This is a genomic window from Nocardioides kribbensis (genome assembly GCF_015070375.1).
GTDB lineage: Bacteria > Actinomycetota > Actinomycetes > Propionibacteriales > Nocardioidaceae > Nocardioides > Nocardioides kribbensis.
Window position 1 is genome coordinate 128,659 of record NZ_JADCLL010000010.1, and the last position, 15,208, is coordinate 143,866.

Below are 15,208 nucleotides of genomic sequence, written 5' to 3' on the forward strand. Positions count from 1 at the left end.
GGGCGCTCGGCCGGTCGCTCGGCCGGTCGCTCGGCCGGTCGCTCAGTCGGTCGCTCAGTCGGGGTGGACCTGCACCACGATCCGCCCGGGCTCGTCGGCGCGGTCGCCCCACACGGTGATCCTGACCGCGCCGGGCTCGACGCCGGCCGACTCGAAGCCGCGGTTGTAGACGTCGCGCACCGAGAGCTGCCCCTCGGTGGCGAGGGTGAAGGTGCCGAGGTCGACCGTGGCGTCGCCCGGCGCGGCGCCGGCGAAGTCGACCACCAGCGGGCTGCTCACCACCACCGCGACGCAGTCGTCGGAGGCCGCGCACGAGAGCCCCTCGAAGGTGGTGGGGGGCGTGAACTGCTCGCTGCCCACCACCAGGACCACGGAGCTCGGGACGTCGATCGGCTCGCTCATGCCGCCCATCGTGCCCGGCCCCGCCGACAGCCCGGGCCCGCCCCGTCGTACGTCGGCCGCGCCCGGTGAGCACGCGTCCCGACCCGGGCGCCCGCGCTAGGTTCGGTGCATGAGCCACGGCGAGGACGAGCAGGCCGACCGCCCCGACGACGCGACCGCGCCCGGAGCCGGGCACGACCCCTACCGGGTCGAGACCCGCGCCGAGCTGCTCCCCGAGGAGCAGGAGGCCGGCAGCGACGACCCCGAGGCGCAGGCCGCGGCGATCCTCGCCGACTCCGACGAGCGCACCGAGGCCCCCGAGGAGACCCGGCACGACGCCACCTCGACCCCCGACTGAGTCCGAGCGTCACCGCCGGTCGGCGTCCGGTCGGCGTCCGGTCGGTCGCGGGTCAGCCCGTCGGCCAGCCGGTGTAGCACTCGGCGAGGTGGGTCGAGGCGGCGCGGGAGGAGGCGAGGGTCTCGAGCTCGGCGAGCTGGCGGCGCTCGTCGAAGGCGCTGGCGCCGGGCAGGCGGTGCAGCAGGGTGGTCATCCAGTAGGAGAAGTGCTGGGTGCGCCAGACCCGCTCGAGGGCGCGGGCGGAGTAGGCGTCGAGGGCGTCGGCGTCGTGGCCCAGGAGGGTCCGCTCGAGGGCCTCGGCGAGCACGCGGACGTCGGCCAGTGCCAGGTTGAGCCCCTTGGCCCCGGTCGGTGGCACGGTGTGGGCGGCGTCGCCGGCGAGCACGAGGGCGCCCCAGCGCATCGGCTCCTGCACGAAGCTGCGGAAGGGCAGCACCGTCCGCTCGAGGATGGGCCCCTCGGCCAGCGCGAGGCCGTCGTCGCCGGCGACCCCCGCCTGCAGGGTCGACCAGATGCGGTCGTCGGACCAGTCCTCGACGCGGTCGGCGGGGTCGCACTGCACGTACATCCGCTGCACCTCGTCGGTGCGCGAGCTCACCAGCACGAAGCCCTCGGGTCCGCGGGCGTAGACGAGCTCGTCGAGGGTGCGCGGCGCCTGCGCGAGGATGCCGAACCACGCGAAGGGGTACTCGCGGAACGAGCGTCGCCGCGAGGCCTCCGGCACCAGGTCGCGGCAGGTGCCGCGCGAGCCGTCGCTGCCGACGACCACCTCGCAGCGCACCTCGCGCCGCCGCCCCTCGGCGTCGGTGAAGGCGACGACCGGCCGGTCGGCGGGGTCGTGCGTGACGCCGCTGACCTCCACGTCGGTGACGCCCCAGCGCACGTCGCCGCCGTCGCGCTCGCGGGCGTCGGCGAGGTCGAGGAAGACGTCGGTCTGGGGGTAGAGCCACGTCGAGGCACCGACCAGGTCGGCGAAGTCGACGCGGTGGCTGGCGCCCGCGAAGCGCAGGTCGATGCCCCGGTGCTCGTGGCCGTCGCGCAGCACCCGGTCGAGCCCCGCGTCGACGAGCATCCGCACGCTGTCGCGCTCGAGGATGCCCGCGCGGTGGGTGCGCTCGATGACCGCGCGCTCACGCACCTCCACCACGACGGAGTCGATGCCGGCCAGCGCCAGCAGGTGCGACAGCATCAGGCCGGCGGGTCCGCCGCCGACGATGCCGACGCGGGTGGTCTCGGGGGTGACGGCGTTCACACCGCGACCGTACGGCGCCCCCGGCCCGGCTCCCGTCGCTGGCTTCCGGTGGGCGGAAGCCGCCACCGCCCGGGCCGCGGCGGGCGTCGCACCCTTGCCGCCGTCCCCGCAGTCGACCCGCCGTCGCCCCGCCCGCCCCACTCGTCACACCGGTCGGCCCGGACCCGCACCTGTCGGCCGACGCGTGGGCCGACCAGTGCGGGTGTCACCAGCCGGCCGGCGAAACCCGCACCCACGCGGCCAGCCGCCACCGCCCGGGCCGCGGCGGGCGGCGCACCCTCGCCGCCGTACCCGCGGTCGCCCCACCCGCCCCACCCATCACACCGGTCGGCCCGGGCCCGCACCTGTCGGCCGACGCGTGGGCCGACAGGTGCGGGTGTCACCAGCCGATTGGCGAAACCCGCGCCCGGGCCCGCCTACTGCACGAAGCGGAACAGCGGGCTGTCGGGGGCGACGACCTCGACCCGCAGGGGCGAGGCGTCCATGCGGGCGAGCAGGGCGGGCAGGTCGGCGGCGTCCTGGAGCTCGACGCCGACGAGCGCGGGGCCGGTCTCGCGGTTGCTGCGCTTGACGTACTCGAAGAGCGTGATGTCGTCGTCGGGGCCGAGCACCTCGTCGAGGAAGCGGCGCAGGGCGCCGGGCTCCTGGGGGAACTCCACGAGGAAGTAGTGCTTGAGCCCCTCGTGCACGAGGGCGCGCTCCACGATCTCGGCGTAGCGGCTGACGTCGTTGTTGCCGCCGGAGACCACGGCGACCACGGTCGAGCCGGGGGCGAGGCCGGCCAGCACGGGGTCGGCCAGCAGCGGGTCGGCGCCCAGGCGCAGCGCGGCGGTGGCCAGCGCCCCGGCGGGCTCGGCGATGATCCCGTCGGACTGGTAGAGGTCGAGCATCTCGACGCAGGCCAGCCCCTCGGGCACGGCGAGCAGGTGCGGGGCGTGGCGCTGCACGACGTCGAAGGTGTGCCGCCCGACCTGGCGCACCGCGGCGCCGTCGACGAAGCCGTCGAGGTCGGCGAGCTCCACGGGCTCGCCGGCGGCGACGGCGGCAGCCATGCTGGCCGCACCGGCCGGCTCGACGCCGACCACCTGCACGCCGGGGGCCCGCTCGGCGAGCACGGTGAGCACCCCGGCGACCAGCCCGCCCCCGCCGACGGCGACGACCACCGCGGCCGGGGCGGGACGCCCCGCCGCGGCCAGCTGCGCGAGCACCTCGGTGGCCACGGTGCCCTGGCCGGCGATGGTGCGGGGGTCGTCGAAGGCCGGCACCGGGGTGGCGCCGGTGGTCTCGGCGAAGTGGCGGCTGGTGGCCGCGGCGTCGTCGTAGGTGTCGCCGCCGATGACGACCTCGACCATGTCGCCGCCCAGGGCGGCGACCCGGTCGCGCTTCTGCCGCGGCGTGGTGCGGGGCAGGTGCACCCGGGCGCGCACGCCCGCGCGGGCGCACGCGAAGGCCACGCCCTGGGCGTGGTTGCCGGCGCTCGCGCAGGTCACGCCGCGCGCACGGGCGTCGTCGTCGAGCTGGCTGATGAGGGTGTAGGCGCCGCGCAGCTTGTAGGAGCGCACGGGCTGGAGGTCCTCCCGCTTGAGCCACACGTCGAGGCCGGTGAGCGCCGAGAGCCGGTCGCTGCGGTGCAGCGGGGTCGGGTCGACCACCGAGGCCAGGCCCACCGCCGCGCGGTCGACGTCGGCCGGGGTCACCGCGGGGGCGCCGCGCTCGCCCGGGGCGGGGGCGTCGGGGCCGGAGGCACCGGAGGTGCCCGGCGTCACAGGGGGCTGGCTCATGGGTCCATGATGTCGGCACGTGCCGCCGACCCCTCGGGAGGACCCCGTGACCACGCAGCCCCACCCCGCCTGGACGCCCCCCGCAGACCTGGTCGAGGCCAGCGTGCTGCGCGACTACCAGGCCTGGCTCGTGGCCCGCGGGCTGCGGCCGGCGGGCGCGGAGACCGAGCCCTACGCCGACCTGCACCGCTGGTCGGTCGAGCGGCCCGAGGAGTTCTGGGGCTCGCTGGTCGACTACTTCGACGTGCCCCTCGAGCGGCCCCCGGGCGCGCCCGTGCTCGGCTCGCGCGCCATGCCGGGCGCGCAGTGGTTCCCCGGCAGCACCCTCAACTACGCCGACGTCGTCCTGCGCCACCGCGGCGACGGCGTCGCGGTCGTGCTCGTCGTCGAGGACGGCACTCGCGCCGAGCTCACCTGGGAGGACCTGCGCGGCCAGGTCGGCGCCGTCGCGGGCTGGCTGCGCGAGCAGGGCGTCGGGCCCGGCGACCGCGTCGCGGGCTACCTGCCCAACCTCCCCGCCGCCGTCGTCTGCTTCCTGGCCACCGCCAGCCTGGGCGCGACCTGGTCGGCCTGCTCGATGGAGTACTCCCCGGCCGGCGCCGCCGACCGCCTGGCCCAGCTCGACCCGGTCGTGCTCGTCACCGCCGACGGCTACCACTTCGGCGGTCGCCGCCACGACCGCACCGCCGAGGCCGACCAGCTGGCGGCCGCCCTGCCGAGTCTGCGCGCCCGGCTGCTGGTGGGCCACCTCGACCCGGCCGCGGGCGGTGCGCGCGGTGCGTCGTACGACGAGGTGGTGGCGACGCCGGTGGAGCCCGCGCCACTCCCGGTGCCCTTCGACCACCCGCTGTGGGTGCTGTACTCCTCCGGCACGACCGGGCGTCCCAAGGGCATCGTCCACGGCCACGGCGGCATCGTGCTGGAGCACCTCAAGTGGGCCGCGCTCCACCTCGACCTGCGCCCCGGCAGCCGCTTCCACTGGTTCACCACCACCAGCTGGATGATGTGGAACGCCCAGGTCGCGGGGCTGCTGCTCGGCGCCACGATCGTGCTCTACGACGGCAGCCCCACCTGGCCCGCGCCCGACGCGACGTGGCGCCTCGCCGAGGCCGAGCGGCTCACCTACCTCGGCACGAGCGCGGCCTACCTCGCCGGCAGCCACAAGCAGGACCTCGACCTCGCCGGTCTCGACCTCGCGTCGCTGGTCGGCGTGGGGTCGACCGGGTCGCCGCTGCCGGAGTCGACGGCCGCCTGGGTCAACGAGCGGCTGCCCGCGGTGTGGCTGGCCTCGGCCACGGGCGGCACCGACGTCTGCTCGGCCTTCGCCGGCGGCGTGGCGACGCTGCCGGCCGTGCCCGGCGAGATCCAGGCCCCCCTGCTCGGCGTGGCGCTGGAGTCGTGGGACACCGAGGGCCGACCCGTCGTGGGCGACGTCGGCGAGATGGTGGTCACCGCGCCGATCCCCTCGATGCCGGTCCTCTTCTGGGACGACCCCGACGGCTCGCGCTACGCCGACGCCTACTTCTCGACCTGGCCCGGCGTGTGGCGCCACGGCGACTTCGTGACCGTCACCGAGCGCGGCAGCCTGGTCGTGCACGGCCGCTCCGACGCCACCATGAACCGCTACGGCGTGCGCATGGGCTCCGCGGAGATCTACGAGATCGTCGACGCCTTCGGCGAGGTCGCCGACTCCCTGGTCATCGGCCTGGAGGAGCCCGGCGGCGGCTACTGGATGCCGCTCTTCGTGGTCGCCGCGCCCGGGGCGGTCGTCGACGACGACGTGGTCGCCCGGCTGCGCGCCGCGATCCGCACCGACCTCTCCCCGCGCCACGTGCCCGACGACGTGGTGGTGGTCGACCGGCTGCCCCACACCCTCACCGGCAAGCGCATGGAGGTGCCGGTCAAGCGGATCCTCTCGGGGCGGCCTCCCGAGGAGGCCGCCAACGCGAAGTCCGTCGACGACCCCACCGCCCTGGAGCAGTTCGTCGCCCTGCGCCGCTGACGGGCCCCGATCGCCGGCCGGGGTCTGGGTGGTCCGAGCGGGTGGGGTGGGCCGGCGGGCTGCTGGAACGGCGCAATTGCGCGGGCAGTCATCGACCGGGGGTTGGGGTTTGCGCGGTCTCGACGGGTGGGTGGGTCGGTCGGCTGCTGGAACGGCGCAATTGCGCGGGCAGTCATCGACCGGGGGTTGGGGTTTGCGCGCTCTCGACGGGTGGGTGGGCCGGTCGGCTGCTGCAACGGCGCAATTGCGCGGGCGGCCGCCCGCCTGGGTCGGAGTTTGCGCGGTTCGAGCGGGTGGGTGGGTCGGCGGGCTGCTGGAACGGCGCAATTGCGCGGGCAGTCGTCGACCGGGGGTCGGGGTTTGCGCGGTCTCAACGGGTGGGTGGGTCGGTCGGCTGCTGCAACGGCGCAATTGCGCAGGCGGCCGCCCGCCGCACACCGACCGCCGTACCGCTGCGGACCCGGACGGCGCGCTCAGGCCAGGGTGATCTCGCCGCCGGGGTCCTTGTCGAGCGAGCGGCCGATGACCATGCGCTGGATCTGGTTGGTGCCCTCGAAGATCTGCATGACCTTCGCCTCGCGCATGTAGCGCTCGACGGGGAAGTCGCGGGTGTAGCCGTAGCCGCCGAGCACCTGGACGGCGTCGGTGGTGACCTTCATGGCCTGGTCGGTGGCGACCATCTTGGCGATCGAGGCCTCGCGGCCGAAGGGCAGGCCGGCGTCGCGCAGCCGCGCCGCGTGCAGGGTGGTGGCGCGCGCCGACTGCACCGCGGCCTCCATGTCGGCGAGCACGAAGGCCAGGCCCTGGTGGTCGATGATCCGCTTGCCGAAGGTCTCGCGCTCCTGGGCGTAGGCGACGGCCTTGTCGAGCGCCCCCTGGGCCAGGCCCACGGCGACGGCGGCGATGCCGAGGCGTCCGGAGTCGAGGCCGGCGAGGGCGATGCGCAGGCCCGCGCCCTCGTCGCCGAGGCGCCGCTCGACGGGCACGCGCACGCCGTCGAAGCGCATGGTGGCGGTGGCCGAGCCGGTGAGGCCCATCTTCCGCTCGGGAGCGTCGGCCGAGAGCCCCTCGGCGTCGGCGGGCACCAGGAAGCAGGAGATGCCGCGGGCGCCCTCGTCGCTGGTGCGGGCCATCACCTTGTAGAAGTCGGCCTGCCCGCCGTGGGTGGTCCAGGCCTTGGCCCCGTCGAGGACGTACTCGTCGCCGTCGCGCCGAGCAGTGGTGCGCATGGCGGCGGGGTCGGAGCCGGCGTGGGCCTCGGAGAGGCAGTAGGCCCCGAGCAGGTCGCCACCGAGCATGTCGGGCAGCCACTGCTCGCGCTGGGCGTCGGTGCCGAACTGCGCCAGGCCGAAGCACGACAGCGCGTGCACCGAGACGCCCACGCCGACGCTCGACCAGACCGCGCCGATCTCCTCGAGCACCTGCAGGTAGACCTCGTAGGACAGCCCGGCGCCGCCCTGCTCCTCGGGGTAGGGCAGGCCCAGCAGCCCCGAGCGGCCGAGCAGCCGGAAGACGTCACGGGGGAAGGCCTCGTCGGCCTCGGCCTCCGCAGCGCGGGGGGCGAGCTCGTCGGCGGCGATCTGTCGCACGAGGCGGAGCAGGTCGACGGACTCCTCGGTGGCGAGGACGCGGCGTGCGGGCATGGGGGCCTCCAGGGGTGGGGTCGGGCGGTGGGACGACCGCTGCGTCGGGCGGGGACGCGGGTGAGTACCAGAGTACGCCGCTGAGTACTGATCGCCAGCCGGAGCGGCCGCCTCCCGGCGCTACCCTCGGCAGGTGACCCCGACCCGTGTGCAGCCCGACCGGGCCCGCGTGCGCCGCGACGAGCTGCTCGACGGCCTGGTCGACCTCTACCTCGCCGAGGGCTTCCTCGCCCTGGGCGTCGGCGACCTCGCCGCCCGGCTGCGCTGCTCGCGCTCCACGCTCTACGACGTGGCCAGCAGCAAGGAGCAGCTGATCCAGGCCGCCGTGCGGCGCTACTTCCAGCGCGCCGCCGAGCGCATCGCCACCCGGGTCGACGCCGAGCCCGACCCCGGGGAGCGGATCCCGGTCTACCTCGCCGCGGTCGCCGAGGAGCTCGAGCCGGCCTCGGCGCGCTTCCACGCCGACCTCGAGGCCTACGCGCCCGCTGGCGAGGTCTACCGCGACAACACCCGCCACGCCGCCCGCCGCGTGCAGGAGCTCGTCGCCGACGGGGTCGCCGCGGGGGCGCTGCGACCGGTCGACGCCACCTTCGTCGGCGCCGCCACCGCGCAGGTGATGACCGCGATCCAGTCCGGCGCGATCGGCGAGGCCACGGGGCTCGACGACGCCTCGGCGTACCGCCGCCTGGCCGACCTGGTGGTGCACGGTTTGGAGCGGCGCGCGCTGCCTGGCTAACATTCCTCCCGAGGGGAGTACCCCACCCAAGGCCCATCCGGTCAGTACGACGTCCCCGCGGACGTCCCGGTTGGACGCCCGGAGCGGTCCGGGCGGGGGAGACCTCAAGCCATCTGCTTGAGGAGACCTGTGTCCATCACCCTTCCCGCCGCACCCTCGGTGCTGGCCATCGACACGATCGGCACCCCGACGCTCTGGGCGGTCACCATCGCCGCCGTCGTCGGCCTGCTCGTGCTCGACTTCATCGCCACGCGCAAGCCCCACGAGGTCACGATGCGCGAGGCCACCCTGTGGTCGATCTTCTACGTCGCCCTGCCGCTGGCCTTCGGTGGCTACGTCTGGTCGCAGCACGGCAGTGAGCGCGGTGTGGAGTACTACACCGGCTACCTCGTGGAGAAGGCGCTGAGCGTCGACAACCTCTTCGTCTTCATGCTGCTGCTCGCCGCCTTCGCGGTGCCCAAGGCGCTCCAGCAGCGCGTGCTGCTCTACGGCATCGTGGGCGCGCTGGTCCTGCGCGGCATCTTCATCGCCCTCGGCGCCGCCGCGCTGTCGGCCTTCGACTGGGTCTTCCTCGTCTTCGGTCTCGTGCTGCTGCTCACCGGCGCCAAGCTGCTCAAGGACGCGCTGTCGGGCAACGAGCACACCACCGACGTCGCCGACATGAAGATCGTCAAGCTCACCAAGCGGCTCATGCCCGTCACCGACGAGTACGTCGGCCCCAAGCTCACCGTCAAGCAGGCCGGCAAGCGGGCCCTGACCCCCTTCGCCCTGGTCGTCGTGGCGGTCTTCGCCACCGACGTGGTCTTCGCCATCGACTCCGTGCCGGCCGTCTACGGCATCACCGGCGACCCCTACCTCGTCTTCGCCACCAACGCCTTCGCCCTGCTCGGCCTGCGCGCGCTGTACTTCGTGCTCGAGGGCGCCCTGGCCAAGCTCGTGCACCTCTCCTACGGCCTCGCCGCGATCCTGGGCTTCATCGGCGTCAAGCTGGTCCTGCACTGGGCCCACATGGAGTGGAGCTCGGTGCCCGAGATCCCGACCCTGGCCTCGCTCGGCGTCATCGTCGGCATCCTGGTCTTCACCACCGTCACGAGCCTCATCGCCTCCTCCAAGGCCGAGAAGGCCGCCGGGGAGAGCGCCACGGCCGACGCCGCCGCGACCGGCCCGGTCGACGAGTTCGCCGGCGACCTCGACGACCCCGACACGCTCAGCCGCCGCTGAGCCGGCGCCGGTCAGGCACCCCGGACCGGCCCACCGCACAGCACGAGGCCCCGTCGACCGCTGTGGTCGGCGGGGCCTCGTGCGTCGTACGGGTGCGCCCGGCGGGCGGCGGGGGTCGCGACGGGGTCGCGACGGGATCGCGCCCGGGTCAGAGCGGCAGGCAGATCGGGGGCAGCGGCAGGCCCAGCTCGGGCAGGCAGAGACCGGGGTCGTCGGTCGGGGTGGCCGTGGGCGAGGTCGTCGGCGACGCGGTGGGGGAGGGCGGGTTCTGCTCCTCGCAGCGGCGCAGCTCCTTCTGCCGCTGCTCCAGGGCCTTCTCCTTCTGCCCGACCTGCACCTCCGACTGCTCGCGGTTCTTCCTCGCCTGCTCCAGGTTGGCGCGCGCGGCCTTCTTCTCCTTGGCCGTGTCGGCCGCCTTCAGCCGTGCCTTCGCGCGCACGACGCGCTCCTGGGCGCGCTCGTAGCGGACCTGCGCGGTGTCGTACTCGGTCTGGGCCCGGTTGACGGCCTCGGCCTCCTCGGGGCACGTGCTCGACGACGTCGGCGTGCTGGTCGCGGTCGCGGCGGCGCGCGGGCTCGACCCGGTGTCGGCCACCGCGATCGCGCTGACACCGCCGACGACCGCCCCGCTGAGGAGCAGGACACCGAGCAGCGCCCAGACGGCCGCCGGCCGACCGGTGCGGCGCCTCAGGGCGACGGAGGCGACGGGGGTGACGGGTGCGTCCGAGGTGGGGCGGGGGGTCCGTGCGGGCTCTGGTGTCATGGCGCGGCTTCCTGGGGGTCGCCGCGCGACGTCGGACGCCTGCGGCGGTGGACTGGGGTTCCTCGCAGGGTAGGCCCGCCGCCGCCGCCGCGTGGGCGATCGGCCGGATCGGACCGGGCGGCACCGCCACGGGCGCCGCTCCGACCGACCCGGCCCGCACGGTCACTCCACGGCGAGCGCGACCTCGGTCGACTTCACGAGCACGGTGACGGTGGCGCCCTCGGTGAGACCGAGGTCGGCCACGGCGTCCTTGGTGATCGAGGAGGTGATCACCTGGTCGCCGCCGTCGAGCTTGACCTTGACGACGGCCATGGCCTCGCCGGTCACGACCGAGACGACGGTGCCGGGCAGCTGGTTGCGGGTGGAGAGCTTCACGGGGTTCCTCCGAGGGGGGTGGGTGTGCGAGCGGTCACGCTGACGGTAGGTCGGTGCGGCGTCGGCCCCAAGTCGCTCCGGCCGGCGTCCGCGTCTGCGGCGCGGGACGGCGGCGCCGACCCCGAGCTGCGGGTCCCTGCGCCGCCGCGTCGACGTCCCGACCGGCGCGACGACCCGTCCGCCGGGACGATCCGGGGCCTCAGGCGGGGTCACCCACGAGGAGGACGACGTCGTCGGCCAGCCGGTAGGGCTGGGTGGAGACCAGGGCGCCGACGCTGCGGCGCAGGCGGGAGACCTCGGCCCGCACGGTGACGAGGTGCTCGGCGTCGCCGTAGAGCGCGGTGCTCAGGGCGGCGGCGGTGAGGCCGTGGGGGTGGCGGGCGAGCAGCACCAGGATCTCGGCGTGGCGCCGGGTGAGCGGGGAGCGCCAGGCGCCGCTGCCGGCGTCGACCTCGAGCGCCGGCCGCCCGGCGGCGTCGTCGACGAGCCGGGCCGTCACCGGGGCGGTGCCGCCGCGCGGCCGCACGAGCCAGCCGCCCGCCAGCCGCTCGGGCACGCACGAGCCCAGGCCCGGCACGGCCAGGGCGCGGTGGGCCACCGGCACCTCGATCCGGTCGCGGGCGGCGATGCCGGCGTGGTGGGCCACCCAGCCGTGGTCGTCGACCACCAGCAGCGGCCCGGTGAGACCGCCCACCACCGGCTCGACGGCGCGGCGCAGGTGCTCGAGCCCCTGCTGGTGGTGGCGCCACAGCTCGGCCTCGGCCAGGCGCACCGCGCTGTCGACCAGGGAGCCGAGCGCGGGGTGGAGGGTCAGCGCGGGCCCGGACACGTCGACCACGCCGAGCAGCTCGCCGGTGCGGGGGTCGTGCACGGGCGAGGCCGTGCAGTACCACGCGTGCTGCTTGTGCTCGAAGTGCTCGGCCGAGAACAGCTGCACCGGCGCGGCCTCGGCCAGCGCCGTGCCGATCGCGTTGGTGCCGACGACCTCCTCGGTCCAGGTGGCGCCCTCGGAGAAGCCGAGCCCGTCGGCGTGCAGCTGCACGCGGGCGGCGCCCTCGCGCCACAGGATGACCCCGTCGGCGTCGCAGACGACCACGAGGAACTGCGAGGCGTCGGCGACGCTGGTGAGCACCCGCCGGACCTCGTCGACCACCAGCGCCAGGCGCGACGTACGTCGACGCAGCTCCAGGTCGGCCGTCGGCAGCGGGTCGCGGGCGTTGTCGCCGTCGGGGTCGAGCCCCAGGCGCATCACCCGCGACCACGAGCGGGCCACCAGGGCGCGGGGTCGCTGCGGCGGGCGCGACCCGCCCAGCACGGCGTCGTGGATGCGGGTCAGCGCGCGGGCCTGCTCGGCCAGGTCGGCCCCCGACGCCTGCGCGTGCACCACGCTCCACCTCCCACCCGGTCCGCCCCGTCACCGCGATCGTAGGTCGCGGGCGTGACGCGCGCCACAGGCCGGGCGGCCCCTGTGGACGGGCCGGTGGACCTCCCCGCCGGGCCGCGCACTCTCCGCCGGGGGAGGTGCAACGCGCTGCAACCCTTCCGCTGCGCCGTCGCAAGCGGTGTGCTGTGGGTCACAGGCCCCGCGTCACACGTCCGGGCCCGTGGTCCCGATCCGTCCGCGCACCACCGGAGGCAGCATGACCCAGACCATCGAGCCGCCCACCTCGACCGAGCCGGCCGGGGGTGAGGGCCAGCGCATCGCCACGCAGTGGCTGGAGCGCTTCGAGTCGGCCCTGCGCGCCCGCGACGTGCGTGCGGCCACCGACTGCTTCGCCACCACCAGCTTCTGGCGCGACCTGGTCTCCTTCACCTGGAACCTCGTCACCGTCGAGGACCGGTCGGGGGTCGCCGACCTCCTCGAGCACAACCTCGAGCGCACCGACCCCACCGGCTTCACCACCGCCGAGCCCGCCGACCTCGCCGACGGCGTGGTGACGGCCTGGATCGAGTTCGAGACCGCGGTGGGCCGCGGGCGCGGCCTGCTGCGCCTGGTCGAGGAGGAGGGCGAGTGGCGCGCCTGGACGCTGCTCACCACGCTGCACGAGCTCAAGGGCCACGAGGAGCCGCGCGGACCGCGCCGTCCGTCGGGGGCGGAGCACGGCGCCCGCAAGGACCGCACCACCTGGGCCGAGCGACGCCAGCAGGAGGCCGAGAGCCTCGGCTCCACCGAGCAGCCCGCGGTGCTGGTGGTCGGCGGCGGGCAGGGCGGCATCGCGCTCGGCGCCCGGCTGCGCCAGCTCGGGGTGCCGAGCCTGGTCATCGACAAGCACCCCCGCCCCGGCGACCAGTGGCGCAGTCGCTACAAGTCGCTGTGCCTGCACGACCCGGTCTGGTACGACCACCTGCCGTACCTCAAGTTCCCCGACAACTGGCCGGTCTTCGCGCCCAAGGACAAGATCGCCGACTGGCTGGAGTCCTACACCAAGGTCATGGAGGTGCCCTACTGGTCCTCGACCGTGGCCACCTCGGCCAGCTGGTCGGAGGAGACCCAGGAGTGGACCGTCGAGATCGAGCGCGAGGGCACGCCGCTGACGCTGCGACCGAAGCAGCTCGTGCTCGCCACCGGCATGTCGGGCAAGCCCAACCTGCCGTCCTTCCCGGGCCAGGACGTCTTCCGCGGCGACCAGCACCACTCCTCGGCCCACCCCGGCCCCGACGCCTACGCCGGCAAGAAGGTCGTGGTGGTCGGCAGCAACAACAGCGCCTTCGACATCTGCGGCGCGCTGTGGGAGCACGGCGCCGACGTGACGATGGTGCAGCGCAGCTCGACCCACATCGTCAAGAGCGGCTCGCTGATGGAGCACGGGCTGGGCGACCTCTACTCCGAGCGCGCCCTGGAGGCGGGGGTGACGACCGAGAAGGCCGACCTGATCTTCGCCTCGCTGCCCTACCGGATCATGCACGAGTTCCAGATCCCCGCCTACCAGGCGATGGCCGAGGACGACAAGGACTTCTACGAGCGCCTCGAGCGCGCGGGCTTCCGTCACGACTGGGGCGACGACGGGTCGGGGCTGTTCATGAAGTACCTGCGCCGCGGCTCGGGCTACTACATCGACGTCGGCGCCGCCGAGCTGGTCGCCGACGGTGAGGTCAAGCTTGCCCACGGCCAGGTCGACCACCTCACCGAGGACTCCGTGGTGCTCGAGGACGGCACCGAGCTGCCCGCCGACCTCGTCGTCTACGCCACGGGCTACGGGTCGATGAACGGCTGGGCCGCCGACCTCATCAGCCAGGAGGTCGCCGACCGGGTCGGCAAGGTGTGGGGCCTGGGCTCCGACACCACCAAGGACCCCGGCCCCTGGGAGGGCGAGCAGCGCAACATGTGGAAGCCCACCCAGCAGCCCGGGCTGTGGTTCCACGGCGGCAACCTGCACCAGTCGCGCCACTACTCGCTCTACCTCGCCCTGCAGCTCAAGGCCCGCCACGAGGGCCTCGACACCCCGGTCTACGCCCTGCAGGAGGTGCACCACCTGAGCTGAGGCGCTGGGCCGACCAGCCGGACGCCGGCTCCCGAGCCGCCGCCCGCGCGTCAGGGCCGGGTACGCCGCGAGCGCCGCCACCCCCTCGGGGTGGCGGCGCTCGGTCGTGCCGGGTGCGGTGGTGCGGGTCGGTCAGTCGCTCACGGGAGCAGGTCGCAGACCGGTCCGAGGAGGGCGTCGCCCAGGATCGGCACGGTCTCCAGCAGCGTGCACGCGGAGTCGAGGCCGCCCAGCCCGCCCGGGGGCAGGCTCGGCAGGCCCTCGAAGCCACCGAAGGGATCGATCGGCAGGCCCGGGACGCCGGGGACGCCCGGCAGGCCCGGCAGGCTCGGCACGTCACCGGCGGCGAGGTCGCAGATGGCCTGGGGCAGGCCGGCGTCGCACAGCGGCTGGATGGCCGCGGAGCCGTCGGGCAGGTTCGGCGCGCTGGCGGCGTCGCAGATGGCCTGCGGCAGGCCCAGGTCGCACAGGGCCTGGATCGGGCTCGGGCCCCCGGTGCCGCCGGGCAGCGGCAGGGTGGCCAGGGCGTCGCAGACGGCCTGCGGGATCCCGGCGTCGCAGACCGGCTGCACGGGGCCGGTGCTGGTCGGGGTCGGCGTCGGGGTCGCGGTCGGCGTGGTGCTGCCCGACGGGCTGGTCGAGGAGGTCGGGCTGGCGGAGGAGGTCGGGCTGGTCGAGGAGGTGGGGCTGCTGGTCGGGCTCGCCGTCGGCGAGGCCTGGCAGGCCTCGAGCTCGCGCTGGCGCCGCGAGAGCTCGGCCGCGCGGTCCATCTTGGTGTCCAGCGCGGCGCTGCGGGTGCGCTTGGCCTGGGCCAGCTGCCGCTTGGCGGTGGTGCGCTGCTGCCGCGTCTCGGCGGCGCGCACCTTCTTCTGGGCCGCCTTCACGCGCTTGCTCGCCTGGGCCACCGCCCGCTTGGCCTGGGCAAGGCGCTCCTGCGCGCTCGCGACGTTCTGCTGCTCGGCCGTGCACGACGCCGCGGCGGCGGAGGTGCGGCCTGGGCTCCCGGCCCAGCCGGCGGTCGAGACGGTGGCGAAGCCGACGACCATGGCGATGCCGAGCAGCGCCGTGACCACCGCCTTCGTGCTGGTGCGGATCATGGGGTTTCCCTCCTCGCCGGCGTGAGCCGGCCCGTGGTGTCCCGAGAATGTCCGTGGTGTCTGAAGACGGTCTAGCGGCCCGGAGGCCGGTATTTCTTTGCTTTCGGGCGAGTCGCC

At 75.0% G+C, this 15,208-nt stretch carries 13 protein-coding genes; 5 read left to right on the forward strand and 8 right to left on the reverse strand.

Annotated elements, in window-relative coordinates; all coding sequences use genetic code 11:
• Window positions 1-54 precede the first annotated feature (54 nt).
• Window positions 55-402 carry a hypothetical protein gene (locus IR170_RS18705; protein ID WP_193666410.1) on the reverse strand — a complete coding sequence of 116 codons (348 nt, stop codon included), beginning with the start codon at window positions 400-402 and terminating at the stop codon, window positions 55-57.
• Window positions 403-511: 109 nt separating this feature from the next.
• Between IR170_RS18705 and IR170_RS18710 the strand changes: the two genes are divergently transcribed.
• Window positions 512-739 (forward strand): hypothetical protein, encoded by a 228-nt coding sequence (locus IR170_RS18710; RefSeq protein WP_193666475.1) that lies wholly within the window; start codon window positions 512-514, stop codon window positions 737-739.
• Between the two features lie 52 nt (window positions 740-791).
• On the opposite strand, the gene IR170_RS18715 is transcribed toward IR170_RS18710, so the two are convergent.
• Both IR170_RS18715 and ilvA read right to left on the reverse strand, forming a co-directional pair.
• The gene (locus tag IR170_RS18715) at window positions 792-1,991 is read right to left on the reverse strand and encodes a 4-hydroxybenzoate 3-monooxygenase (protein ID WP_319805169.1); all 1,200 of its coding nucleotides are present in this window, start codon (window positions 1,989-1,991) and stop codon (window positions 792-794) included.
• 416 nt (window positions 1,992-2,407) lie between these two features.
• The gene (gene ilvA / locus IR170_RS18720) at window positions 2,408-3,772 is read right to left on the reverse strand and encodes a threonine ammonia-lyase IlvA (RefSeq protein WP_193666411.1); all 1,365 of its coding nucleotides are present in this window, start codon (window positions 3,770-3,772) and stop codon (window positions 2,408-2,410) included.
• Window positions 3,773-3,818: 46 nt separating this feature from the next.
• On the opposite strand from ilvA, the gene IR170_RS18725 reads away from it, so the two are divergent.
• Window positions 3,819-5,774: an acetoacetate--CoA ligase gene (locus IR170_RS18725; RefSeq protein WP_193666412.1), complete on the forward strand. Its 1,956-nt coding sequence runs from the start codon at window positions 3,819-3,821 to the stop codon at window positions 5,772-5,774.
• Between the two features lie 473 nt (window positions 5,775-6,247).
• On the opposite strand, the gene IR170_RS18730 is transcribed toward IR170_RS18725, so the two are convergent.
• Window positions 6,248-7,417 (reverse strand): acyl-CoA dehydrogenase family protein, encoded by a 1,170-nt coding sequence (locus IR170_RS18730; protein WP_193666413.1) that lies wholly within the window; start codon window positions 7,415-7,417, stop codon window positions 6,248-6,250.
• Window positions 7,418-7,550: 133 nt separating this feature from the next.
• Here IR170_RS18730 and IR170_RS18735 point away from each other — a divergent pair, with 133 nt between their 5' ends.
• Window positions 7,551-8,153 carry a TetR/AcrR family transcriptional regulator gene (locus IR170_RS18735; protein ID WP_082500067.1) on the forward strand — a complete coding sequence of 201 codons (603 nt, stop codon included), beginning with the start codon at window positions 7,551-7,553 and terminating at the stop codon, window positions 8,151-8,153.
• 129 nt (window positions 8,154-8,282) lie between these two features.
• The gene (locus IR170_RS18740) at window positions 8,283-9,374 is read left to right on the forward strand and encodes a TerC family protein (RefSeq protein ID WP_228941247.1); all 1,092 of its coding nucleotides are present in this window, start codon (window positions 8,283-8,285) and stop codon (window positions 9,372-9,374) included.
• 148 nt (window positions 9,375-9,522) lie between these two features.
• Here the strand turns inward: IR170_RS18740 and IR170_RS18745 are convergent, their stop codons facing one another.
• The 3 genes from IR170_RS18745 to IR170_RS18755 all read right to left on the reverse strand — a co-directional run bounded on the left by IR170_RS18745 (window position 9,523) and on the right by IR170_RS18755 (window position 11,899).
• Window positions 9,523-10,137, reverse strand: coding sequence for a BAR domain-containing protein (locus tag IR170_RS18745; protein ID WP_193666414.1), 615 nt, complete (start codon window positions 10,135-10,137; stop codon window positions 9,523-9,525).
• Between the two features lie 162 nt (window positions 10,138-10,299).
• A complete protein-coding gene (locus IR170_RS18750) occupies window positions 10,300-10,512 on the reverse strand; it encodes a TOBE domain-containing protein (protein ID WP_056863099.1) in 213 nt (70 codons plus the stop codon).
• A 199-nt stretch (window positions 10,513-10,711) separates the two neighbouring features.
• Window positions 10,712-11,899 carry a helix-turn-helix domain-containing protein gene (locus IR170_RS18755; RefSeq protein WP_193666415.1) on the reverse strand — a complete coding sequence of 396 codons (1,188 nt, stop codon included), beginning with the start codon at window positions 11,897-11,899 and terminating at the stop codon, window positions 10,712-10,714.
• Between the two features lie 253 nt (window positions 11,900-12,152).
• On the opposite strand from IR170_RS18755, the gene IR170_RS18760 reads away from it, so the two are divergent.
• Window positions 12,153-13,994: a flavin-containing monooxygenase gene (locus IR170_RS18760; RefSeq protein ID WP_193666416.1), complete on the forward strand. Its 1,842-nt coding sequence runs from the start codon at window positions 12,153-12,155 to the stop codon at window positions 13,992-13,994.
• 140 nt (window positions 13,995-14,134) lie between these two features.
• On the opposite strand, the gene IR170_RS18765 is transcribed toward IR170_RS18760, so the two are convergent.
• Window positions 14,135-15,091: a hypothetical protein gene (locus tag IR170_RS18765; protein ID WP_193666417.1), complete on the reverse strand. Its 957-nt coding sequence runs from the start codon at window positions 15,089-15,091 to the stop codon at window positions 14,135-14,137.
• Window positions 15,092-15,208: the final 117 nt, after the last annotated feature.

What these genes read in the sequence shown, in the direction of transcription:
- IR170_RS18705 (WP_193666410.1), bottom strand. Translation starts at nt 402, where the DNA reads ATGAGCGAGCCGATCGACGTCCCGAGCTCCGTGGTCCTGGTGGTGGGC.
- IR170_RS18710 (WP_193666475.1), top strand. Translation starts at nt 512, where the DNA reads ATGAGCCACGGCGAGGACGAGCAGGCCGACCGCCCCGACGACGCGACC.
- ilvA (WP_193666411.1), bottom strand. Translation starts at nt 3,772, where the DNA reads ATGAGCCAGCCCCCTGTGACGCCGGGCACCTCCGGTGCCTCCGGCCCC.
- IR170_RS18730 (WP_193666413.1), bottom strand. Translation starts at nt 7,417, where the DNA reads ATGCCCGCACGCCGCGTCCTCGCCACCGAGGAGTCCGTCGACCTGCTC.
- IR170_RS18745 (WP_193666414.1), bottom strand. Translation starts at nt 10,137, where the DNA reads ATGACACCAGAGCCCGCACGGACCCCCCGCCCCACCTCGGACGCACCC.
- IR170_RS18760 (WP_193666416.1), top strand. Translation starts at nt 12,153, where the DNA reads ATGACCCAGACCATCGAGCCGCCCACCTCGACCGAGCCGGCCGGGGGT.
- IR170_RS18765 (WP_193666417.1), bottom strand. Translation starts at nt 15,091, where the DNA reads ATGATCCGCACCAGCACGAAGGCGGTGGTCACGGCGCTGCTCGGCATC.